This is a genomic window from Spirosoma liriopis, from assembly GCF_023196085.1.
GTDB lineage: Bacteria > Bacteroidota > Bacteroidia > Cytophagales > Spirosomataceae > Spirosoma > Spirosoma oryzicola.
In genome coordinates, this window is sequence record NZ_JALPRF010000001.1 from 1,483,992 (window position 1) to 1,507,156 (window position 23,165).

Consider the following 23,165-nt stretch of genomic DNA (forward strand, 5'->3'; position numbering starts at 1 on the left):
TACAAAAAAGCCTATACTCATGTCTTCACAACTAACTCGTCGGGATTGGCTTCGGGCCAGCGGTCTGATGACAGCCGGCCTTTCGCTCAGCCAATTTAATACTGCCGAAGCGGCTTCATCGGTTAAACGGATTCAGTCCGAATTCACCAACGAATTTGCCTTTACAACCGCTCCACCGGACATGCCTAAGCTACGGGCACGGCTGCTTGCCAACGAGAATCCGCTTGGCATCGCACCCAGTGCTAAAGAAGCATTGGTGAAGGCCGCTGACCTGGGCAATCGTTACGCCTGGATGGAGTTTGGTCAACTGAAAGAGCTGATCGCTACCGACGAAGGCGTAAAGGCTACGAACATTATGATGTCGCCCGGCTCGTCGGATATTCTGATGGCCGCAGCGGATCATTTCGCCAAAGCCGGAGGCACCATCCTGACTAGTGCGTTTACCTACGATGACCTGCTCCGGCGCGCCGAGAAAATGGGTGCTAAAATCAAGGCAATACCGATGACGAAGGATTACAAGTACGACCTTCCTGCCATCAAGGCGAGCCTGACACCCGATGTGAAACTAGTGTATATTGTCAATCCGAATAACCCGACTGGAACCATCGTCCCGACTGCGGAGCTTGAAGCGTTCTGCCGTGAGGTAGCTCCCAAAGTGCCCGTGTTTCTTGACGAAGCTTACATCGATTTCTACGAACCGGCTGACCGGCCAAAACTAGGAAAACTGGTCGCCGACGGTCAGAACGTAATTCTGGCGCGTACGTTCTCAAAAATTCACGGGTTTGCGGGCTTGCGTCTCGGCTATGCGATTGCCCAACCTGAGATGCTGAAAACGCTGCATGCCTATACCAACGGTGATTTTGCGGTGAGCATTACAACACTAATGGCCGGTATTGCCAGCTACAAGGACAAAGAATGGCAGAACCATTGCCGCGCCGAGAACGCCAAAGCACGCACGTACACCACCAAAGCCCTGGCCGATATGGGTTACGAGGTAATTCCATCAGCGGCCAATTTTATTCTCTTTCCGATCCGCATGAAGCCGAAGACGTTTGAAAATCAAATGTTTGCCAACGGCATCGGCATCCAGACACGCGAGCTAAACGGTCAGCCGTTCTGCCGGGTAAGCGTCGGGACCTCGGAAGAGATGGTCATGTTCGTTGATAGCTTTAAGAAAGTAGTCGGTTAACCAATAGGCGTCTGGAGCAGGGAATCAGGAGCGAAAGTCGGCCTCACAGGCATGGCTTTCTATCCTTGCTTCCAGCTTTTCGTTCCTAAAAAAATATGACGCGAAGAGATTTCATTCATTCAACAAGTGCCAGTTACGCCAGTCTGTTGGCCTGGGGGATGTTGCCGCCAGCACCTGCATCGGCGCTCGATCTACCTGCTAATGGCCAGGATAGCGACGGTAAAGGTCGAAAAATCATTATCCTTGGGGCCGGTCTGGCGGGTATGACGGCTGCCTACGAACTAGGCAAGCTCGGCTACGATTGTACCATCCTGGAAGCCCGCTCTCGTTCGGGCGGACGCGTCTGGACCGTTCGGGGCGGCACCAAAGAAACGGAACTGAACGGACCGTCGCAGACCTGTTCGTTTGAGGACGGGCAGTATTTCAACGGGGGTGCCGCCCGCATTCCGCACCACCATCAGCTAACGCTTCAGTACTGCCGCGAGTTGGGCGTTCCCTTGCAGATTTTCAACGGAGCCAACGAGTCGGCCTTCCTTTACAACGACGGTGGAACGGGCGATCTGGCGAATAGACGTATGCGGATCAGCGATTACCACAACGACATGCGGGGCTACACCTCCGAGTTGCTAGCCAAAGCCCTTGATCAATCGTCGCTCGATCAGCAGTTGACCAAGGAAGATGTCGAAAAACTAATCGACTTTCTGAAAAACGAAGGCGATCTGAACACGGCCCATTTGTACAAGGGTACAAACCGACGAGGTTATAAAAGCAAAAGCGACCCTGGTGCTGGTAACATGCCCGGTACCCTCACCGATCCGTTTGGCCTAACCGACTTACTCCGATCGGGATTTATGCAACCGGTTTTTTACAACGTAGGGGATTACGCCTACGAGCAGCAAACCACGCTGTTACAACCGGTTGGGGGCATGGATGCCATTCCGAAAGCGTTCGAAAAGAAACTAGCCGGTAAAATCATTTTCAACGCCCCCGTAACGGAACTTCGCAAAACCGAAAATGGTGTTCGGGTCGTCTACAAAAAAGACGGTAAGCCAGTCGAAGTAACCGGCGAGTTCTGCATCTGTACGCTTCCTTTGCCAATGTTGAAAACCATCGAATCGGACCTGTCGGGAACGGTAAAGCGAGCCGCTGATTTTGTTCCGTACATGAAGACCGGCAAAATTGGCTTACAGTTCAAGCGTCGGTTCTGGGAAGAGGATGACGGTATTTATGGCGGCATTTCGCGGACCAACATGGACATTAACCAGATCTGGTATCCGTCGTTCAGCTTACAGGGCCAGAAAGGCGTTCTGATCGGTTACTATAATTTCTACAGTCGTGCCGAAGCCGTAGGTGCCTTGTCCGTAGCCGAACGCGAGAAGATGGCGCTGGCTCAGGGCGGTAAAATTCACCCACAGTATCCAGCAGAATTCGAAAATTCGTTTTCGCTTGCCTGGCACCGGATTCCGTACAGTGGCGGAGGTTGGGCCGTTTACGACGACGCTACCCGAAAAAAATATTATCCCGCGTTACTCGAACCCGATGACAGCATTTACTTCGCGGGTGAGCATACCACGTATCTAACCGCCTGGATGGCCGGGGCTTTTACTTCCGCCCGTCGGACCGTCGAAGCGATCCATGCACGCGTGGGCGGATACACGAAAAAGTAATTTGTACACAAACAAGTAGAGGCTGAACATCAGCGCTCATCTACCCAGAAATGATGAAGAACAACCTGCTATCGATCCTTATTTTTCTTTGTTGCGCCATCACGACGCAGTTGTTGAGCCAGCGCGTTTTGGCGCAGACAGCCTCTGCGTCGATGACCCTCGAGCAACTCAAAGCGGTTAAAGCGATTAAAGTAGCCAACCTCGACAAAGACACGTATTTCAAATCGGGCGGCTTTATTCTGGACCGCTACGAAGAGCGTCCGGCCTATGTGTTTACCTACAGCGACGGTATCACGCGGAAAATTTACCTCTACAAAGTCTTTACCGCCGAGGACACCAAAGAACTTGGCTTGCTGGCGATTTACAAAAACGAGAAATCGGGCGAAATAAAACCCTTCGTTATTCCAGGGGCATCCGCCGACCGCAAAGCGTGGGACGCTTACATCGACGACCTGAAATACGTTGGTGAAAAAGAACCGGGTCTGATGTCGACGCTTACGTTTGTTTTGTCGCGCGAAATGGCCGGATTACTTTCGGGTGGTGGCGGAAAATCGGAAGATGGTGGCGGCAAGAAAAAAGAAGAGTATAACTTCTGCTTCGCTCCTGATGCCCCGGTAACCCTGGCCGACGGTTCGGCCAAGTCGATCAATGCACTGAATGCGGGTGATGTTGTGCTGGGCTACGATGCGACAACGAAAAGCCTTGCTCCTACCCGCGTAACGAAAGTAGACACCCACGAAGGCAACTTTACGCTGGCGGGCGTGTGGCTTACGCCGATCAGTGAACTCACTGCTGATAATCGTAACGCTTTAACCGCTCCCGTACTACTCGAAGCAACGGCTAACCACCCCGTTCTGACAGCCAGCGGCCGTAAAGCGTTGGGTGACGTAAAAGCCGGTGAAGTACTGTATCGCTATGATGCAGCCGCTAACAGCGTTTCGGCTTATCACGTCGTCCGCGCCGAAAAAGCGATTCGGGCAGTGAAGAACGTGTACAATCTGGTTACCGAATCGGGCGCGTATCTGGTTGGCGAAACAATCGTACTAGATAAATAAGCCTTTAGTTTATTTGAAAATTTATCGGATGCCCTAAGCGGCATTCTTAACAGGTCAGGTTCGTCGGCGATGAACCTGACCTGTTGCATTTTACCCCGGCTCATACTGCGGTTTTATAGTCATCAACCGGATGATAACGGAGCGCTAAATGCTCAGTGGGTTAAACGTAATCAGCCAGGGCGGGTTAGTCTTTCAGATACTGCCCGTCTTTTTTACGCCCAAAAGCCAGTTTTTTCTCCGTAAACACAAGTCCTGGCAGTTATCGCAATATGGATTTAAGAGAGTGATCACCGCTTTTGCGAAGAGTCAGAGCGGCTCATTCGATGTAGTATGATGAGAAAATATTGTTTATTGGTCTTTCTCACGCTGGTAGGTACGGCTGTCCGCGCTCAGGATTCAACTCGAACCGATTCCGTCGTTATCCGTCGAGATACCATCGTTGTGATCAAAGATTCTGTCGTTACCGTAAAGGATACCACGTACTGGCAAAAGTCATTCAACGGAAGCATCAACTTTAACCAAACCTCCTTCAGCAACTGGGCGGGTGGCGGCACGAACTCGATTTCACTGGGTACGCTGGTGAACACCAGAGCCTTGTACCTGAAAGACAAATGGTCGTGGGACAATACCGCCGACATGCAATTAGGTTATCTTATTCAACTGAACGATACCCGGAAATCGGCGGACGTGTTTATGCTTAACTCGGTCGTTGGCTACAAATTTAGCCCTAAGTGGAGTTTCTCCGGGTCGGCGGCTTTCAACACCTTTTTTGCGCCCGGCTTCCGCTACGATTCAACCGACCGAAATCGCCTTCGCGTATCCAATTTTTTCTCACCCGCTTTGCTGACGCTAGCGCTGGGCGTGTCGTTTACGCCCACAAACTGGTTTTCCCTGCAAATGAACCCCTTCGCGCCCCGCCTGACGACCTTAACAGACAATCGAGTGCGCATTGCCCAGGTAGACGGCGTTTACGTACCCGATCCAACGGCCACCGTCTACGGCGTACCGCCCGGTCGATCAATCCGACTGGAGTAGCTGGCTTTTCAACTGCATTCGGTTATCGACCGCAACCTGACCAAGAACATCAAATTTAACGCGCGTTATCAACTGTACGCCAATTATTTAGCCTTAAACGCAATCGACCACCGGCTCGATTTGACGATGACCGCCAAGCTGATCAAGTTTTTAAGCGTTACGTTTAATTTTATCGGCTTTTATGACCGGGATTTCAGTACCCGCTTGCAAGTTCAGCAGACCATAGCGTTGAGCTTAGCGTACAATTTCAGCACATTCCGCAAAAAGTAAAGTACCGTAGTCGCTGACGTCTTGCCCGGTTTGTATTCTCACGGACAAATAAAATATCAATTTAATCCAAAATCGTTGCCCTGTTGAGCCTTTGATGCTACTTTTGTTGAAACATAACCGTATGCTTGCATACTAATTTTTCGGATAGACTTATGGCTGAAGCATTCATTTATGATGCCGTCCGAACGCCACGCGGACGCGGGAAGAGTGACGGTGCGCTGCATGATGTGCAACCCATTCAGCTCCTGACGAGCGTCCTGCGCGAACTCCGCGACCGGAATCAACTCGACACGTCGCTGGTCGATGACGTGATCATGGGTTGCGTAACACCAATTGGTGAACAGGGCGCTGACATTGCACGCACGGCTGCGCTCGAAGCGAATTACGCTGAATCGGTAGCCGGGGTTCAGCTCAACCGGTTTTGCTCGTCAGGTCTCGAAGCGATCAACATGGCCGGGGCTTACGTGATGTCGGGGCAGGTCGATGCCATCATCGCGGGTGGTGTAGAATCCATGTCGCGGGTGCCGATGGGTTCCGACGGTGGCGCTTTATTTATGAATCCGCAGATCGTTGCCCGTCACAACATTGTTCCGCAGGGTATTTCTGCCGATCTGATTGCGACGAAGTACGGGTATTCGCGGAATGATGTGGATCGCTTTGCTGCCGAATCGTACCGCAGGGCCGTTGCCGCGCAAGCCGATAACCGTTTCCAGAAAACACTCGTACCCATCAAGGACGAATTAGGTCTGACACTCCTCGACCGCGACGAAGGTGTACGACCTGACACAACCGCCGAGAGTTTAGGCAAGCTCAAACCCGCTTTTGAAGGCATGGGCAAGATGGGGCTGGATGCGCTGGCGCTGCTTAAATACGCCCAATTCGATAAAATAAACCACGTTCACCACGCCGGTAACTCCTCACAGATTGTTGACGGAGCCGCAGCCGTGTTGATCGGCAGCAAGGCATTTGGCGAACAATCGGGATTGAAACCTCGGGCCCGCATCAAAGCGTTTGCGGTTGTGGGTTCTGAACCAACCATTATGCTCACGGGTCCGATTCCGGCCACGCGCAAACTACTGAAACGGGCGGGCATGCGCATTAGCGACATTGATCTATTTGAGGTTAACGAAGCGTTTGCAGCCATACCAATGCTGTTTATGGACGAATTAGGCGTTGACCATAGCCAACTTAACGTCAACGGCGGGGCTATCGCGTTGGGTCATCCGTTGGGCGCAACTGGCGCGATCATTTCGGCGACCCTGATTGACGAACTGGAACGCACCAGTAAACAGTTCGGGCTTTCGACGCTCTGCATTGGTGGCGGCATGGGTATTGCCACCCTTTTCGAACGAGTTAATTAGCCGTCATTTATTGGCATTCACCGTATTCGTTGACAGTATTGACAATGATAAACTACAGCGTTGACCAAAACGTAGCCCTTATTTCGTGGGCAATGACATCGGCTCCGATGAACGTCCTCAATGATGAATCCATCCCCCAGTTTGAAGCGGCTCTCCAGCGTGCCTTTTCTGACGAATCGGTGAAGGGAATCATCATCACCTCGGCCAAGCCGGAGTTCGTCGCGGGAGCCGATCTAAAAATGATTCTGCGCAATAACGACAAAGAACCCGCTGAGATGCTAAAGGTATCGTCGGAGCTGAACCGGATTTTTCGCAGCATCGAAACGTCGGGAAAACCAACTGTGGCCGCGATCAATGGTACGGCGCTCGGGGGCGGTTACGAAATCTGTTTAGCCTGCCATCATCGTATTGCCTTAAGTAACGGAACGTCCGCCCGGTCCAAAACGTTGATTGGGCTGGTCGAAGTAACCATCGGTTTGTTGCCGGGCGCGGGTGGTACGCAACGGCTACCGCGTATGTTAGGTATTCAAACAGCGTTGCCGCTGATGCTGGAAGGCAAAAAAGTAGGCGTTCAGGAAGCCAAAAGTCTGGGTATGGTCGATGACACAGCCGATACACCCGACGAGATGCTAGCCAAGGCACGTGCCTGGATTGACGCGAATCCCAACCCGATCAAGCCCTGGGACGAAGTTGACCGCAAAACGGGTAAAATCGTCGGAAAAGATAATTTCAAGGTGCCGGGCGGCAACGTGCAGAGTGTGGTCGGGGCTCAAACGTTCAGCGCCGGAACGGCTATGCTGCTAGAGAAGACCAAGGGCAACTACCCCGCCCCGCTTGAAATTATGGCCTGCGTGTACGAAGGGTTGCAGGTTAACATGGATCGGGCCCTCGTCATCGAAGGCAGGCATTTTGTAAAGGTCGCTACGTCTAAAGTAGCAAAGAATCTGATCCAGACGATGTTTCTGGGCATGAACGAAGCCAACAAGGGAGCCAGCCGCCCCAAGGACGTTCCAAAAACAGACATTAAGAAACTGGGCGTTCTGGGCGCTGGCATGATGGGATCCGGTATCGCCTACGTATCGGCACAGGCGGGTATGGACGTTGTCCTCAAGGATGTTTCGATTGAAGCCGCCGAAGCGGGTAAAAATCAAATCCGCAAACTGCTACAGAAAGGCGTCGAACGGGGCAAAGTCGATCCGGGTAGGGTAGACGGTATTCTCGACCTGATCAAACCCACTGCCTCCGCCGACGATCTGCAAGGCTGCGACCTGATCATTGAAGCGGTATTCGAAAATCGCGATCTGAAAGCGCAGGTTACGCAGGAAGCGGAGCCGATGCTAGCCGAAAATGGCCTTCGTGTGTTTGGCTCCAACACCTCTACCCTGCCCATCAGCAGTCTGGCGCAGGCATCGGACAGACCCGAAAACTTCATCGGCATTCACTTCTTCTCTCCCGTAGACAAGATGATGCTCGTTGAGCTAATCATGGGCAAGCAAACCTCCGATTATGCGCTGGCCGTTGCCATTGATTACGTGCGTAAAATTCGAAAAACGCCCATCGTAGTGAATGATTCACGCGGCTTTTACACCTCGCGCTGCTTTGGCACCTATTCCTCGGAAGGAATGGAGTTACTGAAAGATGGCGTTAACCCGGTATTGATCGAAAATGCTGGGAAAGATGCGGGTATGCCCGTCGGCCCGCTAGCCGTTACGGACGAAGTGGCGCTTGATCTGGTTTATAAAATTGCGAGCCAGGGTATCAAGGACGGTGCTTTGAACGAGGATGACACCAGCTACCAGGTTGCCGGACAGTTTGTCCAACGAGGCCGGTCGGGTAAGAAAGCCAAAGCCGGTTTTTACGATTACCCCGATAACGAAGCGAAACGTTTGTGGCCGGGACTGGCGGATTTGTTTCCACTAGCCGACCAACAGCCCACACTCGACGAAGTAAAAACCCGTTTGCTGTATCGACAGGCGATTGAAGCGGTACGCTGCTTTGAAGAAAACGTCGTTCGCACAAAGCTGGACGGTGACCTGGGATCAATTCTAGCCTGGGGATTTCCGGCCTATACGGGCGGAGCGTTGTCATTTGTCGATTTCGTCGGTATTGATACCTTCGTTACAACCTGCGATCGGCTGGCCGACCAGTACGGCGAACGCTTCCGGCCCACTGAGAAATTACGCCAACAGGCCGAACAGCCCACGCTGGCCTAACGCTTTTCAGCATTATCTGAAACTAAATAGACTGATGCATTCCTCTTGAGCCCTTAAACGACAAAACCGCCGTGAATGGCGGTTTTGTCGTTTGAAATTCGTCAGTGATTGCGATCCTACCGGCTGGAAGCGGTAATCAACAGATCGTGCCCTTTGGTATTCAATTCCCAATCGTTTTTTTCCTGATTCCATTTGAATAGCAGCTGCCGTTCGCTGGCGTTGCCATAATCGTTGGGTACAGAAAACTTGACGGTATAATGCTCGTTGCCCTCCGGCTGGGCTGGTAATCCCTTGAAAGCGCTTACCAGCTCCTCAAGGCTTACTTCCAGATTCTGGATGGGCTGGGTGTTCATCTTCATAGCAATCAGTAAATTAGACGTGTTTGTGAATAAACTCAAGAAAGTCAATAGGGTTTACACAAAGAAGATGATAAGACAGATTCTTTAATTCTGCAAAGGGTAACTGCCGGGACGGGCAGTTGGTTTACGCCCATCATCAACTTCGCTACCAATTAAACAATGCTGGTCGAGGGGCGAAACAGGCTAATGGGTACTTCGCGGGTAAGCGACGGGGTGGTGTTAGATTAACCGAAAACTCATCCGGTGGTATTTTGTCGGTCCAAACTTCCGAATGGCTTCCCGATGAATGGGGGTTGGGTAACCAACATTTCTGGCCCAGCCGTAATCGGGAAACTCCTGCCCCAACTGCTCCATCAATTCATCACGGTACGTCTTGGCTAGTATTGAAGCGGCTGCGATGGACAGAAAATGCGCGTCACCTTTCACAATACAAGTGTGTGGAATCATGGGGTACGGCACAAACCGGTTTCCGTCAACCAACAAATGTTCTGGCCGGACGGCGAGCGAATCAACAGCACGGTGCATGGCCAGAAAACTCGCCTTCGAGATATTGATCCGGTCAATATCTTCGTGCGACACCTCCGCAACGGCCCACGCCAAAGCGTCCCGTTTTATATCTATTCGCAGCATCTCGCGTTGAATACGAGTCAGTTGCTTCGAATCATTGAGAATGGGATGCGTATAGTGTTTGGGTAAGATAACCGCAGCAGCGACCACCGGTCCGGCCAAACACCCCCGGCCTACTTCATCTAAGCCCGCTTCGATGACCTCTGCGTTGTAATAAGATTTAAGCATGGCAAATAATAGCAGGTATCCGGTTAATCTTGTAATACATTTCCAACAATGGTATTTTTCAGAAACAGCGCGAAGAGTAAGAAAGAAATTGCCCAGTACAAATACACGCGATACTGATCCTGCACATCTTCGTACACCAACGTCCGAACGGGCGCTTTTTCTAGTTGGTCAATCTGCGTAAAAACGGCTCGGAGCCTACCGGCGTCAGCAGCCCGGAAGAAACTGCCATTACCGATTCCGGCAATCGTTTTCAGGATACCCTCATCTACGGTTGAAGCGGACGCACTCGAACGGATGGCCCGGCCTACCGCAATGGTATAGATCCGGATGTTGAACGCCTTGGCCAGACGGGCTGCCGTGACCGGGTCCAGATTACCAGCGGTGTTGTCGCCGTCGCTGAGCAGAATAATTACTTTACTACGCTTTTTCCCCGACTCCGTTGAATCCTGGGTAGCATTCATGGGTTCCCGCATCCGGTTGATACAGCGCGCCAGCGCATCGCCAATGGCCGTACCCGACGCGGGAATCATCTGCTCGTTCAGCTCGCTTAAATACTGCTTCAGCAACGCGTAATCCGTAGTCAGTGGGCAAAGCGAAAACGCTTCACCTGCAAAAATTACGAGGCCAATCCGGTCATTCTTACGACCGTTGATGAACGTCTGCGCTACTCGTTTAGCCGCAGCCAGGCGCGTGGGTGGCAGGTCGGCCTCGGTCATGGACGACGACACGTCCATAGCCAGCATGATATCGATTCCCTCCGACTGCTCTTCGCGATGCGTTTGTACAAGCTGGGGCCGGGCCAGGGCCACCAGTAAGAGTGTCATGGCAATGAACAGGCTTCCCGGCAATAGAAACCGTAACAGGCTTACCAATCGTTGATTTACCAGAACGGGATCTTCCTGAATCCGGTCGCTCTGACTGCCCCGCCCTGTTCCCAACGACATATTTAACCGCTGTTGCGAATCATGCTGCAAGTAGTAGCGCAGCGCAAACAGAAACCCAATCGTTGGGATGAGGTAAAGGGCGAGCGGATTGGCGAAACGAAACTGTTCCCAAAGCGCCCGGTCGAACCAATGTAGCGAATACCAAGGCTCCATATTACGAACGGGTTGACGGGTTAGCTTCGTCGGACATGACGACTGGTACCGGTGGCTCCGCCGGAGCTTGCAGTACATTCCGTTGCCGATGATACGCCTGGACAGCCACTTTAAGCAGTACCTGCAAGGCGTCCTGCGACTGAGCCGAAAATGTTCCGCCGTAAATCATCCGGTCGGCTTCCCGCAAAGCGTCAGCTACGCGTTCATCACCCGTTCGCTCGGCGATTTCGGGGGTGGTCAGGGAAGCATAAGGCTGTTTTTCAAGGCTTTCCAGGTACGTTTTCCAGATCACAATCGCCTGATTAGCCATGTCCGGTGCTGTATCGGCGCTCAACAGTTGACTCAACCGATTGTATTCTTGTAGAAACCGTTTGTGTTGCTGGTAAAGCTGATAAATCTGCCACTGGTGACGGATCGATCGACCAAACAGCAAATTAATAAGTGTTAACAAAGCGCCCGCTACCAGCAGTGCTTCAACCAGAACCGGATAGTTAAACTGTTGCTGTAAGCGAGCTAGTTGCGTTTCCGAGGCCAGTGTCAGACTCTGCGTAGGTGCCGTACCTGAACGGGGTAACGTCAGCTTTGATCGTAAGAATACCGTGTCAATCTGCGTCATCAGGCTGGTACAATCGTTGGCATTGACCAGCCGAATAGGAACCTGCAATAACTGAGCGGAATCCGTCTCGAACGAAACCAGTGTATACACGGCGCTATCCCGACTAACCGCCAATGGGCCCTGGCCGGTTGTCTGCGTGGGAAAAACGCTTATTTCCTTGACGCGGAAAGGCAGAAAATGAACCGCTGTATCCGGAAAAAGAACTTCAGCCGTTGGTACATGGCGGTAGGTGACGGCATACCGAAAGGGCCGACCGATTTCAATACTATCGTCGAGAAATTGCCCGTTCAGTGTTCGTTTCGCGGGTGGTTGCGCCCAAACCGAAACGGCAAACAGGCATAAGCTACTAATCAATTGAAGCGTATGAGTCACTAATCGACCTGTCAAAATCACTGATATCTTCTTACCCGAAACAACTCAATAAGCTTCGGCACAAAATCTTCCTGCGAATCGAGCGCCAGGTAATTGGCGTTGAACTGCTTGCAAAGCCGCTCCAGCCGAGCCTGATTCTGCTGGAAGGTTTCCCGCAACCGGTGCCGAAACGAAGCCGACGACGTATTGAGCCACACCGTCCGACCGCTTTCCGTATCGTGCACCGGAATGATGCCAAGGCGGGGCAGATTTACTTCGCGCTGATCGTAAAAGTGAATAACAACCAAATCGTGTTTTCGTGCCAGAGCCTTGAGATTATGCTCATACCCCTGATCGATAAAATCCGACAGCAGAATCACGACACTCCGGCGTTTCAGACAGTTCAGCGTAAACAAAAGCGCATCCGCCAGGTTTGTCCGGGCCGATTCGGGTTGCAGCTTAAACAGACTCATGATCAGCTGATAACCCGTTTTCATGCTGTTGGATGGTTTGATGTACCGCTCTTTCTGATCCGAAAAACAATACAAGCCTACGTGGCTGGCTTCGCGAATAGCCGACATCGCCAGTACCCCGCATACTTCTTTTGTTGCATCCAGCTTCGCCCGGTGCTGCGGACCAACCTGCTGCGACGCACTCACGTCAACGACAAAAAAAACGGTTTGATCTTTCTCTTCGCGGAATACCTTTACGAACGTACCATGTCCTTTCGACGACACGTTCCAGTCAATAGCCCGCACATCGTCACCGTATTGGTAAATGCGCAAATCACTAAATTCCAGCCCGGACCCTTTAAAAACCGAGCGAAAGCTACCCCGCATCTGTGAATTGACCGCTTTTCGAATCTGAATATCGAAATTACGCAGCCGGGCCAAGAACTCGTCCATACCCAATAGGCGTTATGTTATTTTAACAGCCAATCCCGAACTTTGCCTGACCGGATTAGCTTACAAAATTAACGCTTAAAAACTATGCGTTGGCATCTGATGAAACAAACCATCTGGATGGGGCTAGCGATGCTTTACCTGAGCCTCCTGCAAGGTTGCCAGCCGCCAGAAGACAAACGCCCGGACAATTTGATTCCGGAGGAGCGTATGGTAGCCATTCTGACCGAAGTACACATACTCGAAGCGCGGGTCGGGCGTATGGGCCTGCGATCGACAGACTCGTCTAATGTGGCTTATCACCATTTGGAAAAACAGATTTTCCGAAAGTTCAAGGTCGATACAGCGGCCTATTCGAAAAGTTACGCGTATTACGCAGCGCACCCACGAGCGATGGAAACGATATACCAGCAGGTCGTTGACAACCTGAAAAAGAAAACTGAGCCCCAAAAACCAGCCCGTTCATGACTATTGGCATTATCGGAGCGGGCATTTCGGGACTCACGCTGGCTTACGAGCTACAGGAACGTGGGGTTGATTATCATCTTTGGGAGGCCAGTGATCGAACCGGTGGCTACATCGGATCAGAACGGGCTACGGGCCCCGACGGACAACACTACCTGCGCGAACTAGGACCTAATTCGCTGCTTGGTGACGCCGATCTGCTGCTCTGGCTCGACAAGTTGGGTCTTACGCCCGCCCTCACTTTCAGCAAACCCGTTAGTAAAGCTCGTTTTATCTTTCGCGATGGGCAGTACCGACAGCTTCCATCGGGTCCGCCCTCGTTATTGTTTGGTACTTTCTTTAGCTGGAAAACCAAGCTGGCAATTTTTCGCGAACGGAATAACAAAACCAAATCACCCGAAGGGGAAACGCTGGGACAATTTTTTCGACGCCGTTTCTCGAACGAGATTGTCGATTACGCATTGGCACCGTTCGTAGCCGGAATTTACGCGGGCGATCCCGATCAGCTGCTTGTCTCCGAGACATTTCCCGTTCTACTCGACTACGAAAACGAGTATGGCTCGGTACTTCGGGGGCTGATAAAAAATCAATCGTCCGCCGGTCGTCGGCAGTCGTTTAGCTTTCGGGAGGGTATGCAGATGCTGACCGATGCGCTGGCCGCCCGGCTGACCAACCTCTCGTTGAGCGATCCGGTTAAGCGCATTAGCCGAACCAGCGATGGCTGGCAAATCGAAGCCCAAAGTGGTACTAAACCGGTTGACAAACTGATTCTGGCCGTTGGAACTGACGCAGCCGCCCGATTGGTAGCCGCTGATTATCCTGCGTTTGCCGATGCGCTTCACGCCGTTCAATACCCACCAATGACTGCCGTTCATTCCGTTTATAAACGCGCTGATGTTCGGCATCTGCTCAATGGTTTTGGTGGCCTGAATCCAAAGGTCGAGGATCGTTTTGCGGCTGGTCATATCTGGAGCAGTTCGATTTTTGAAGGCCGCTGCCCCGACGACGAAGTCCTGATTACGACCATGGTAGGTGGTCAGGCCGGAGCACAGAAAGCCCAGTTAGCCGATGATGTTCTGTTCGAGAACGTTCATCAGGAGTTAGTCAGCAGTTTTGGCATTACAGCAACCAAACCGGTTTTCCGAAAACTAACCCGCTGGAAACGAGCCATTCCGCAGTATAACGCCCAAATCGTTACCGTCAAACAACAGGTCGAAGCCGTTGAAAAAGACGATCTGCTGGTATGCGCAAACTGGTACAAAGGCGTTTCGTTGTCCGACCGCATTACTAGAGCGCGCCAACTCGCCAAGGAGTTAAGCCAACCATCTGCGATTAACAAATTTTAATAGTTATTTTGTACAAAAATCACCGGTACTGCTGTTGTATCAGTAGTAGTATTGGTCGCTTACAAACCCACTTCGTACGTCGTGAAAGAACGCCTGGTAGTTATTCCCACTTATAATGAAATTGAGAACATTGAGGCTATTGTCCGAAAAGTATTCTCGCTGCCGGAGCCGTTCGACATGCTGATCGTAGACGATGGTTCACCCGATGGTACCGCGCAACGGGTCCGTTACCTACAAGAAGAGTTTGCCGATAGTGGCTCTCCCGCCCGTTTGCATCTGCTCGAACGGCGAGGAAAATTAGGACTAGGCACCGCTTACATCGACGGTTTCAAGTGGGCGCTATCACGAGGATACCAGTATTTGTTCGAGATGGACGCCGACTTCTCGCACAACCCCGACGATCTGATCAAACTTTACCACGCCTGCGCCGATGAAGGGCCGAACCGGGCCGATGTTGCCGTTGGCTCCCGCTATATCCGGGGGGTAAATGTTGTAAACTGGCCAATCGGTCGGGTGCTGATGTCGTATTTTGCCGGGGTTTACGTTCGGTTTATCACCGGTATGTCGATCATGGACCCTACGGCTGGCTTTGTCTGTTATCGGCATAACGTACTGGAAGTGATTCTGCATAATCCGATTAAGTTCGTGGGTTACGCCTTCCAGATCGAAATGAAGTTTACCTGCTGGAAGTACGGTTTCCGAATTGCCGAAGTACCGATTATCTTCACCGACCGCACGAAAGGGGTTTCCAAGATGTCTACCAAGATCTTTAAAGAAGCCGTTTTTGGGGTCCTGCAAATGAAAATTAGTAGCTTCTTCCGGCACTATATACCGCGCAAACAACCGGCATCCACGATGGCCGAGCCAGTCGATGCCGTTTAATGTCATTTGATAGAAACAAAGAAGCCCAACGAATTGACGATCGTTGGGCTTCTTTGTTTTACTGGTCTTACTCGTTGAGAATTTGCGCGCGGAATTGCACAAACTCCTCTTCCGTTACGTCGATCTCAAGTCGTTTGCGCGGGTTTGTAAATCCGGAGACAATAGCCACTTTGGATTTAGAAATACCTAACTGCTTGGCTAGAAACTCGATTAAGTATGCATTCGCTTTACCATCCTGAGCCGGCGCTTTGATTTTGACATTCAGCGTCCCAGCCGCATCGTAGAACAGCTGATCTACTTTACTGCCGGGTTTTGCTTTCACGTGCAGCGTCACGCGGGCTGGTTTAGTTGAGCCGCCAGAACCGCTATGCCTTCTTCGAACGAATGTGGATCGTAGCCAAGCACGGTGTGCGATTTATCGAGAATAAATCCTGTGCGTGGTGGACGACGAGCAACCTGCGTAAACGTCGATGCGTCGGCCTGCGCGATCAGTGATTTGTCCAGGCCAAAATAATCGGCGGTTTTGATTGCCATGTCATACGGCGTCAGTACCTCTTTACCCGAAATGTTGAAGATACCTTCTGCTTCCTTGTCGGCTATCAGATAACAGCCCATCGCCAGGTCTTCGGCCAACGTTGGGCTACGCCACTGGTCGGTAACGACTTTGATATTTTTACCGTCTTCGAGCGATTTCTTCACCCATAAGATGATGTTGCTCCGGCTCATGTCATGCGCTATGCCGTAGACAAGAACCGTCCGGGCAATGGCCCAGTGCAAGCCGGAATGAATCACCACTTTTTCGGCAGCATATTTACTCCATCCGTAAAAACTGATTGGATTTCCTTCGGCGGTTTCGTCATAAGGACCATCAGCGCCGTCGAAAATAAAGTCGGTGGATACATGAAGCAGGAAAGCGTCCGCAGCCTTACACGCGTCAACGATGTATTCGGTAGCATGAACATTCTGCGCCCAGCAGTCATCCTTCTGAACCTCACACTTATCCACATCGGTCATGGCGGCTCCGTGGATAACTGCGTCCGGCTGCACATCACCGATCACATCAAGCACTTGCTGACGATCCGTAATGTCCATCGAACGGTAGGTATAGCCGTCGGAAAAGGGCAGTCGATTGGCACCCCGTGCCGTTGCGATTAATTCAACATCCGGTTGCTTAACCAGCAATCCAACCAGCTTTTGCCCCAGCAGACCATTGGCACCGGTGAGGAGAATCCGTTTTTTCATAGGCATTCACGCAGAAATAAGCGATCTGACGTTTCTATTGATATTGATAGTTGTACTGCTTCTTGATCTTTTTCTTTTTGACCCACGTTCCGGTCATGCTCATGCGCACGTCTGCATCCGGACGATCCATTTCGTTGCGAGGCTGCTTGGCGATGCTATCGACGATGGCCAATCCATCAACGACTTCCCCAAACACCGTGTAGTTGCCATCGAGGTGTGGAGAGCCCCCCAAGGTTTTGTATACTTGCTTCTGTTCATCGGTGGGAACGTGCCCCTTCATGGTCTGAATCCGCGCAACCTGTTTCTGCAACTCGTCTTCGCTCCACACGCGCCCCTGCACGATGTAGAACTGACAACCGCTCGACGCTTTTTCGGGATTATTGTCACGGGCCGCAGCTAAGGCACCTTTCTTGTGAAACAGGGCGGGTACAAATTCAGCCGGAACTTTATAACCAACATCACCACTTCCCAAAGGGTCGCCAGGCTTGGCTTTGCGGGAGTTCGGGTCGCCCCCCTGAATCATGAACATCGGAATGATGCGGTGAAACAACAGGCTGTCGTAAAATTTCTGATTGACGAGCTTGATGAAATTTTCTTTGTGCTTGGGCGTCTGGTCGTACAGCACCAATCGCATGGTACCAAACCGGGTATTGAGCGACACAAGGTAATCTTTTTTCTTGCGGTTCTGCCCGACTACCAGCAACGGCATCAGCAGGAAAACAAAGAGAAGTTTACGCATTACGGTGAATGGATGGGATGAAATACTACGGATAAATTCGTCAGAGCGCTACCCGATTCTGGAATACATCTTTCAAGCGTTGATCGTGGGTAACAACAATCAGGCTAGCCCCAATCTGCTCCGACTGTTCGCGCAAAAGCTTGACCACGCGAGCGGTGTTTTCATCGTCAAGACTGGACGTTGGTTCGTCGGCCAGAATAATGTCAGGTTGGTTCATCACGGCCCGCGCAATGCTCACGCGCTGCTGCTCGCCCTGGCTCATCTGGTGCGTTTTTTTGTTTAGATGATCCGCAAAACCGAGCTGACCAGCCAATTCGCGGGCGCGGCTTCTGTTCTGCGGTTTATCCGCCAGATAATTCGCTAAAACCAGGTTATCCAGCACCGATAAAGAGCTGACGAAGTGCGGTTTCTGATAAATAATACCGACGTGTTTGGCCCGAAAGGCCGCGGTTTCAGCGGCACCGAGTTTGGTCAGGTCCGTCTGATCGATAACAACCGAGCCGCTTTTGGGACGAAGCAGCAGTGCCAGCAGGTGCAGGAAGGTTGTTTTTCCCGTTCCGGACTGTCCTAAAATCAGCAGGGCTTCGCGGTTAGCGCAGTGAACATCGGGAAATGCGAACTGTTTCGCAGGGCTATATTCAAACGTAAGTTGATTCGTTGCCAGCATCGGATTCGGGCGAGTACTCACAAAAATAGGTAAAAGTTGTAATTTTGACCATTTCAGCCACGGGTCAATCGTCATTCGTCGTTACTAATTTGTCTATAAGGCGACAACCGACTAAAGACCGACGCCTAATCACTACTGACTTTGAAACGTATTGCCCTCTTTGCTTCCGGCTCCGGCTCCAACGCGGAACAGATTGCTACCTACTTTGCCGATAATGCCGACGTAACCATTTCGCTTATCGTCTCCAACAACCACAAAGCAGGGGTTATCGACCGGGCGCGACGACTCCACATTCCGGTGTTGCTATTCGACCGCAAGACATTCTACGAAACGGATCAGATCACGGAGATTCTGCTTAACCAGCCAATCGATCTGATTGTATTGGCGGGTTTTATGTGGCTGATGCCGAGTAAACTGGTCCAGGCTTTTCCCGACAAGATCATCAACATTCACCCGGCTTTACTGCCTAAATTTGGGGGGAAAGGTATGTACGGCCACTTTGTACACGAAGCGGTGGTGGCGGCTAACGAAACCGAATCAGGGATTACTATCCACTACGTAAACGAACGCTACGACGAAGGACAAATCATTTTTCAGGCAAGCTGCCCAGTATTACCGACCGATACGCCGGAGGACGTTGCCAAAAAAGTACAGGCTCTTGAACATGTTCATTACCCTCGCGTTGTAGCTGAGGTGCTGGCAAAACTTGATTCGTAAAGACGTATGAAAAAACTTCTCCTATTGGCGCTCTTGCTAACCACAGCGGGCTGCTTCAAACCGATGGTTTATCTGCAACACAAAAATCACTACCCCGTTGATGTGTTTTACGAAAACCAGCGCCCTGAACGACCGTTCGATCCGATTCAGGATTTGGAAATGAAAGGAGAGGTACCGGTGACGCAGCGGCAGCTGGTCAACCGACGAATGCTTAGCCGGGGTAACGACGCACAGCAGAAAGAACTATTGCTGTCACGGCTGACCATACAGGCTAAAAAACTAGGCGCAGACGCGTTGGTGGCTGTCCGATATACCTACTACACATCGACAACCGATAACGGCTACGTCATGAGTGGACTGGCCGTGAAATACAAGAAAGAATATTAATTACTTGACCTCTTCAAAGTCAACGTACTCACCGCTGTTATAGCGCGAATCGGACTCTTTCTTCGGACGACTATCGACGCGAATTTCACCTTCACGGCGACCACCCCGAACGTCATTCTGACGCTTCTGCTCTTTTACTAATTGCCGACCAACGAGCAGATAAAAAACGAATCGGCGCACGGGTGGCACAAACAGAATAACAAGGGTGATGATGAAAAGATATTTAAACAGCATGTCGGAGTGTTGTTATTAATTAAATAACGTAGGGTTGAGTCGTTTAGTTTTCCGGTGGGTCGAACGGTATTTATGCGGGCTGATCGGCCAAAAAAGATCAGCCCGCATAAAAGCAGTCAGCCAGCCATACTATTGCCCATACAAGGCTTTTCCAGCCGCTTCATACTTATCGCCCGCCGACCATTGGGGCCGCGTTGGCCGATCGGCGACCAGACGAGCCGCGTACGCAAAGGCCTGACAGAACTTGTGAACGTAGCCGTAATCGAGCGATTCGGGGTTGTCGATAGCCTGATGGTAGTACTTGCCAATGGCCTCGTCGAAGGCTTTGAAACCGGGCGAGAAGGTTGGTGACGGAATCCCTTTGGCGGCAAAACTAACGTTGTCAGACCGGTCGAAAAGGCCCTGTTCGGGAGCGGGTTCGGCAAAGACGCCTAGTCCAAACGTTTTAGCCGCCGTTTCAATTTCGGCTCTTGCGCCCGTGCGTTCCAGACCAATTACCGAAACAATCGTCGTATCGTTATAGCCAGCACCGTCGGTATTCAGGTCAAAAACGGTTTGTTTGAGCGGGACGAGTGGATGTTCGGCGTAGTAGCGGCTACCCAGCAAACCTACTTCCTCACCCGTCAACGCCAGCACCAGGATGGAGCGCTTAGGCCGCTGCTGCGAGAGTGCCTTGGCTGCTTCCAGAACAGAAACCGTTCCGAAGGCATTGTCCCGTGTTCCGTTGAAGATACTATCGCTGGGTTGATACGCACTGCCCCCCTGCTTACCCACACCGACATGATCGAAATGGGCCGACAGAATGACATATTCATTCTTTAGCTTTGGATCGGTTCCTTCGATAATACCGGCTACGTTAGCTGATGGCGCAGCCGACCGTGGGCGACCCGAGGTACGTAGCGTAACGGTTTGCCCGGCTTCTTTTAGTTGCTTGTACTGATTGTTGGCGTTGTTTACCCAGACATGGGCCATTGCTGCGCCGTTGCTCCCCTCGATGGGTACTGAAATCTGCTCCCGGCTGAAATACTGGTTCACAAATCCCCACGGAATTGACTCGCTGTACAGTTCGATCAAGGCAGCGGCTCCTTTTTGGGAAGCCAGTTTCCGCTTTTCTGCCGACGCCCGGAAGATTTCGCCCGGTCCCTTCGCTTCCGGCGAACCGCCTTGTACAACCACAATACGTCCTTTCACGTCACGTCCTTTGTAGCCGTCTTCACCATCGGTCAGGCCGTACCCTACGTAGATAACCTCACCCGATACATTGGTTGGACCACCCGACATAACGGCCAATTCTTTGCCTAACCGAAGCGAATCGTTACCTAACGTCAGCGTACCACTCGTAGCCGCCTTTACTTTTTCGAAGCTAATTGGCTGAAGGTAATCCGTCTGGCCGGGAGGGGTTTTCAAACCAAGCTTTCTAAATTGTTCAGCGATGTACCGAGCCGCCACCTGATTGCCCGGTTCGCCCGTACGACGGCCCATCAGTTCGTCGGAAGCCAAAAATCGCGTATGAGCCTCGATTTCCGCCCGTGACATTGAAAATTCGGGAAGGTTTGTGGTTGATGATGTCTTAGTACGCGCAGTTGCTGGTTTAGCGGGTCGGGTCTGTGCCTGTACGGATGCAGACGTTAGCAGAACCCCTGCCACTAAAGTTGCCAAAGAATATGTTTGCATGATGATTGGGTTTACCGGTAAAATTACGAAAAGCCGACGGCTTGACGCATTCCGGCCCTCTCATCTATTTTCAGTAATTTTGTTTTTCCAAACTGCTCCTGTTAACGATCAAGCAGATTTGGCCCTGTGAAACGCCCTATGTTTTCCCGTTCACCTTCGTCTGTTCGTTTATCTACCGAAAAAAATTACCTGCTTGGCGCGGCTGGCTTGTTTCTGTTTTATATACTTCCGTATGTCTGGCTCGGCGAAGGTGCTTACATAACGATCCACGACAATCTGGACAGCGATTTTCTGTACCTGTACCTGCTCAAGATCACCCGTACTGCTTTCGATTTCAACCTGGACACGCTTATTCCCAACGCGATGAGTGGCGGCCCATTCACCGGCATTCCTCGTTCGGCCTTCCGTACGGGTCTGAATCTGGAAGTGCTGTCGTTCTGGCTTCTGCCACCGTATGTCGCGCAGGTTGTCAACTTTGTAGCGGTGCACGTCATTGGCTTCGTGGGTATGTACCTGTTGCTCAGAAAACATAGTTTACCAGAGCCGCACTGGGCGTTTACGCGGGTAGCCATCGCTTTTCTGTTCGCGCTGGTGCCGTGCTACACCGTACATGGCGCATCCGTCAGTGGACAACCGCTGCTTCTGTTCGCCTTCCTGAACTTACTGACCCGCACCAGCCGCTGGACCGACTGGCTTATTATTCTCCTGTTTCCTTTTTATTCGTTCTTTGTCTGGGCGGGGCTGTTCATCTGCGTAGTCCTGGGCGGCATCGGTCTGGCAGGGATGGCCATCCAGCGGACGATCAACTGGCCGTATATCTTTGGTTTAGCGTTGCTTTCTGTAACGTATCTGGCCAGCGAATGGGAGTTGATCTACGCGTTTATCCATCAAACCTACGTCTCCGAACGCGTTGCGTTTGATTATTCGCAACTGCGTTCCATGCGTGTTCTGGATAGTCTGCGCCGAAGTGCCGATCTGTTCGTCTGGCCGATGTTTAATACGGGTGCTTTCCTGACAGTGGGTATTCTGGCGGTAGCAGGCGTCGGTGTCTGGCGTGCCTACGGGCGAAGGAATTACCGGACGGTCTGGTGGCTGGTAAGCTTACCGATTGTTGCGGGCATTTTCTGCCTGATCCACGGCTTTTATCATTACCTCGTCGTCTGGCTGGGCGACAGCCCGCTCGGTATGAAGTTCCGCGTGTTTCAGTTCGACCGTTTTTATTTTCTACTGCCGACGCTTTGGTTTTGCCTTTTCGCGCTGGCTCTCCGACAATTCGGGGCCAACGGACGCTGGAATCGTTTTGTTCTGGTTGGTCAGCTTTTATTAATGATCGTTGCTAACAAAGAGTGGTGTATCAATGTCGGTAAACTGACGGGCTCTGTCACCGAAGCGCAGTATCCATCCTTCCGGGCGTTTTTCGCCGAAAAGCAATTTGCGCAGATCCGCCAGTACATCAACCGGCCGCAAGCGGACTACCGGGTCATTTGTTTGGGGATGCACCCTTCTGTGGCCCAGTTCAACGGTTTTTACACCCTGGACAGCTATCAGAATAACTACCCATTGCCTTACAAGTACGCGTTTCGCAAAATTATCGCGACCGAGTTGGCCAAAGGAACCCGCCAGATGCGCGTGTACTACGACGCTTACGCTTGTCGCGTTTACCTTTATACCGCCGAATTGGGCATGAACTACCTGTTCGGAAAAACGCAGAACCAATCCGTTCGGAACCTTCAAATCAATACGAATGCGCTCAAGGCACTGGATGGAGCCTATGTTGTGTCCGCTGTGCCTATCCGAAATTCAGCCGCGAACCATTTACGGCTGGCTAGGGTATTTGATGAGCCGGAAAGCTACTGGCGGATTTGGTTGTACCAGGTTTTGTAGTCAATCGACCAGACCATG

24 protein-coding genes are annotated in these 23,165 nt (G+C 51.6%); 13 read left to right on the top strand and 11 right to left on the bottom strand.

Annotated elements, in window-relative coordinates; all coding sequences use genetic code 11:
• Positions 1-19: 19 nt before the first annotated feature.
• The 7 genes from M0L20_RS06120 to M0L20_RS06150 all read left to right on the top strand — a co-directional run bounded on the left by M0L20_RS06120 (position 20) and on the right by M0L20_RS06150 (position 8,790).
• A complete protein-coding gene (locus tag M0L20_RS06120) occupies positions 20-1,189 on the top strand; it encodes a pyridoxal phosphate-dependent aminotransferase (RefSeq protein ID WP_232559973.1) in 1,170 nt (389 codons plus the stop codon).
• A gap of 95 nt (positions 1,190-1,284) precedes the next feature.
• Positions 1,285-2,856: a flavin monoamine oxidase family protein gene (locus M0L20_RS06125; protein ID WP_248476130.1), complete on the top strand. Its 1,572-nt coding sequence runs from the start codon at positions 1,285-1,287 to the stop codon at positions 2,854-2,856.
• A gap of 53 nt (positions 2,857-2,909) precedes the next feature.
• Positions 2,910-3,911 carry a Hint domain-containing protein gene (locus tag M0L20_RS06130; protein WP_248476615.1) on the top strand — a complete coding sequence of 334 codons (1,002 nt, stop codon included), beginning with the start codon at positions 2,910-2,912 and terminating at the stop codon, positions 3,909-3,911.
• Positions 3,912-4,241: 330 nt separating this feature from the next.
• Positions 4,242-4,946 (top strand): DUF3078 domain-containing protein, encoded by a 705-nt coding sequence (locus tag M0L20_RS06135; RefSeq protein WP_248476132.1) that lies wholly within the window; start codon positions 4,242-4,244, stop codon positions 4,944-4,946.
• A gap of 126 nt (positions 4,947-5,072) precedes the next feature.
• Positions 5,073-5,216, top strand: a complete 144-nt coding sequence (locus tag M0L20_RS06140) for a hypothetical protein (RefSeq protein ID WP_248476134.1) — start codon at positions 5,073-5,075, stop codon at positions 5,214-5,216.
• 152 nt (positions 5,217-5,368) lie between these two features.
• Complete coding sequence (locus M0L20_RS06145; RefSeq protein ID WP_248476143.1) at positions 5,369-6,577, top strand: acetyl-CoA C-acetyltransferase; 1,209 nt, start codon at positions 5,369-5,371, stop codon at positions 6,575-6,577.
• A 44-nt stretch (positions 6,578-6,621) separates the two neighbouring features.
• Positions 6,622-8,790 (top strand): 3-hydroxyacyl-CoA dehydrogenase NAD-binding domain-containing protein, encoded by a 2,169-nt coding sequence (locus M0L20_RS06150; protein WP_248476145.1) that lies wholly within the window; start codon positions 6,622-6,624, stop codon positions 8,788-8,790.
• 116 nt (positions 8,791-8,906) lie between these two features.
• On the opposite strand, the gene M0L20_RS06155 is transcribed toward M0L20_RS06150, so the two are convergent.
• The 5 genes from M0L20_RS06155 to M0L20_RS06175 all read right to left on the bottom strand — a co-directional run bounded on the left by M0L20_RS06155 (position 8,907) and on the right by M0L20_RS06175 (position 12,913).
• Positions 8,907-9,149, bottom strand: a complete 243-nt coding sequence (locus tag M0L20_RS06155) for a hypothetical protein (RefSeq protein ID WP_232559978.1) — start codon at positions 9,147-9,149, stop codon at positions 8,907-8,909.
• Positions 9,150-9,368: 219 nt separating this feature from the next.
• On the bottom strand, positions 9,369-9,944 hold the full coding sequence (gene rnhB / locus M0L20_RS06160; protein ID WP_232559979.1) for a ribonuclease HII: 576 nt from the start codon (positions 9,942-9,944) through the stop codon (positions 9,369-9,371).
• A 23-nt stretch (positions 9,945-9,967) separates the two neighbouring features.
• A complete protein-coding gene (locus tag M0L20_RS06165) occupies positions 9,968-11,041 on the bottom strand; it encodes a VWA domain-containing protein (protein ID WP_232559980.1) in 1,074 nt (357 codons plus the stop codon).
• Between the two features lies 1 nt (position 11,042).
• Positions 11,043-12,029 carry a hypothetical protein gene (locus M0L20_RS06170; RefSeq protein ID WP_248476153.1) on the bottom strand — a complete coding sequence of 329 codons (987 nt, stop codon included), beginning with the start codon at positions 12,027-12,029 and terminating at the stop codon, positions 11,043-11,045.
• Between the two features lie 17 nt (positions 12,030-12,046).
• Positions 12,047-12,913: a DUF58 domain-containing protein gene (locus M0L20_RS06175; RefSeq protein ID WP_248476160.1), complete on the bottom strand. Its 867-nt coding sequence runs from the start codon at positions 12,911-12,913 to the stop codon at positions 12,047-12,049.
• 84 nt (positions 12,914-12,997) lie between these two features.
• Here M0L20_RS06175 and M0L20_RS06180 point away from each other — a divergent pair, with 84 nt between their 5' ends.
• From M0L20_RS06180 to M0L20_RS06190, 3 genes are all read left to right on the top strand, one after another.
• Positions 12,998-13,378, top strand: a complete 381-nt coding sequence (locus tag M0L20_RS06180) for a DUF4296 domain-containing protein (RefSeq protein WP_248476161.1) — start codon at positions 12,998-13,000, stop codon at positions 13,376-13,378.
• Complete coding sequence (gene hemG, locus M0L20_RS06185; RefSeq protein WP_248476162.1) at positions 13,375-14,721, top strand: protoporphyrinogen oxidase; 1,347 nt, start codon at positions 13,375-13,377, stop codon at positions 14,719-14,721. Before M0L20_RS06180 ends, hemG begins: the two co-directional genes overlap by 4 nt.
• An 81-nt stretch (positions 14,722-14,802) precedes the next feature.
• The gene (locus tag M0L20_RS06190; protein ID WP_232559985.1) at positions 14,803-15,603 is read left to right on the top strand and encodes a polyprenol monophosphomannose synthase; all 801 of its coding nucleotides are present in this window, start codon (positions 14,803-14,805) and stop codon (positions 15,601-15,603) included.
• A gap of 67 nt (positions 15,604-15,670) precedes the next feature.
• Here the strand turns inward: M0L20_RS06190 and M0L20_RS06195 are convergent, their stop codons facing one another.
• From M0L20_RS06195 to M0L20_RS06210, 4 genes are read right to left on the bottom strand one after another with little or no spacing between them, the layout of a single operon-like run.
• The gene (locus M0L20_RS06195) at positions 15,671-15,937 is read right to left on the bottom strand and encodes a DUF167 domain-containing protein (RefSeq protein ID WP_435531816.1); all 267 of its coding nucleotides are present in this window, start codon (positions 15,935-15,937) and stop codon (positions 15,671-15,673) included.
• On the bottom strand, positions 15,934-16,845 hold the full coding sequence (locus M0L20_RS06200; protein WP_232559987.1) for an SDR family oxidoreductase: 912 nt from the start codon (positions 16,843-16,845) through the stop codon (positions 15,934-15,936). Before M0L20_RS06200 ends, M0L20_RS06195 begins: the two co-directional genes overlap by 4 nt.
• A 34-nt stretch (positions 16,846-16,879) precedes the next feature.
• Complete coding sequence (locus M0L20_RS06205) at positions 16,880-17,584, bottom strand: peptidylprolyl isomerase (protein WP_248476164.1); 705 nt, start codon at positions 17,582-17,584, stop codon at positions 16,880-16,882.
• A gap of 40 nt (positions 17,585-17,624) precedes the next feature.
• Positions 17,625-18,251, bottom strand: coding sequence for an ATP-binding cassette domain-containing protein (locus tag M0L20_RS06210; RefSeq protein WP_248476617.1), 627 nt, complete (start codon positions 18,249-18,251; stop codon positions 17,625-17,627).
• Positions 18,252-18,392: 141 nt separating this feature from the next.
• On the opposite strand from M0L20_RS06210, the gene purN reads away from it, so the two are divergent.
• Entirely contained in the window at positions 18,393-18,968 is a 576-nt protein-coding gene (gene purN / locus M0L20_RS06215; RefSeq protein WP_248476165.1) for a phosphoribosylglycinamide formyltransferase, read from the top strand.
• Between the two features lie 6 nt (positions 18,969-18,974).
• The gene (locus M0L20_RS06220) at positions 18,975-19,355 is read left to right on the top strand and encodes a YbjQ family protein (RefSeq protein ID WP_248476166.1); all 381 of its coding nucleotides are present in this window, start codon (positions 18,975-18,977) and stop codon (positions 19,353-19,355) included.
• On the opposite strand, the gene M0L20_RS06225 is transcribed toward M0L20_RS06220, so the two are convergent.
• Positions 19,356-19,589, bottom strand: coding sequence for a DUF4834 family protein (locus tag M0L20_RS06225; protein WP_232559991.1), 234 nt, complete (start codon positions 19,587-19,589; stop codon positions 19,356-19,358).
• Between the two features lie 129 nt (positions 19,590-19,718).
• Positions 19,719-21,263, bottom strand: coding sequence for a M28 family peptidase (locus M0L20_RS06230; RefSeq protein ID WP_232559992.1), 1,545 nt, complete (start codon positions 21,261-21,263; stop codon positions 19,719-19,721).
• A gap of 138 nt (positions 21,264-21,401) precedes the next feature.
• On the opposite strand from M0L20_RS06230, the gene M0L20_RS06235 reads away from it, so the two are divergent.
• The gene (locus tag M0L20_RS06235) at positions 21,402-23,147 is read left to right on the top strand and encodes a DUF6044 family protein (protein WP_248476167.1); all 1,746 of its coding nucleotides are present in this window, start codon (positions 21,402-21,404) and stop codon (positions 23,145-23,147) included.
• Positions 23,148-23,165: the final 18 nt, after the last annotated feature.